General features: G+C 46.9%; 2 protein-coding genes. One reads left to right on the top strand and one right to left on the bottom strand.

Going from position 1 to position 781, the window contains the following annotated elements; all coding sequences use genetic code 11:
• Nucleotides 1-447 (top strand): inorganic diphosphatase (gene ppa / locus R7Q48_RS26580; RefSeq protein WP_318133204.1); only part of this gene is annotated, 447 nt, incomplete at its 5' end.
• Between the two features lie 74 nt (nt 448-521).
• Here the strand turns inward: ppa and R7Q48_RS26585 are convergent.
• Nucleotides 522-781, bottom strand: a 260-nt coding sequence (locus tag R7Q48_RS26585; RefSeq protein ID WP_318133206.1) for a DUF2799 domain-containing protein, incomplete at its 5' end; no start/stop codon positions are given.

A 781-nucleotide genomic window follows, 5' to 3' on the forward strand; every position in this document is an offset into this window, starting at 1 on the left:
ATCAAGTACGAAGTAGATAAAGACTCTGGTGCTGTATTTGTCGACCGTTTCATGTCTGCGCCAATGTTTTACCCATGTAACTACGGTTACGTGAACAACACACTTTCGCTTGATGGTGACCCAGTAGATGTCCTTGTCCCAACGCCATACCCACTCATGCCAGGTTCTGTTATTCGCTGCCGACCTGTTGGCGTTTTGAAGATGACGGATGAATCGGGCGAAGATGCCAAAGTCGTTGCCGTACCGCACTCTAAAATCTCTAAAGAGTATGAACACATTCAAGATGTGGGCGACATTCCTGAGTTGCTAAAAGCGCAAATCACGCATTTCTTTGAGCGCTACAAAGAGTTGGAATCAGGAAAGTGGGTGAAAGTTGATGGCTGGGCAGATGTCGAAGCGGCAAAAGCAGAGATTCTACAATCTTACGAGCGTGCTCAAAACAAATAAGCGTAACGCCAACCCCCGAATACAAAAAGAGCTGCAAAGTGCAGCTCTTTTGCTTTCTAACCTAAACGCTTGCCTTAGATAGGAGCTCCTGCGGAGGACATACGACCAGCGTCATAATCGTGTTGGAAGAACGGGTCAACATCATCGCAAATTCCGAAATACGGTCGTCCAACCACACCCAGCATATAGGCACTTTGCTCACAATACTCTTGCTTACCTTCTTGATAACCGTTTTGGTAGGCCATGATCAGTTCTGGCGTTGCATGGTTAGTGCCATCCAACTTAGCTATCCGCTCTTGTGACAACTCTCGTAGTCCATCTAAGGCAGACTGTT

Source organism: Vibrio sp. 378, assembly GCF_033339435.1.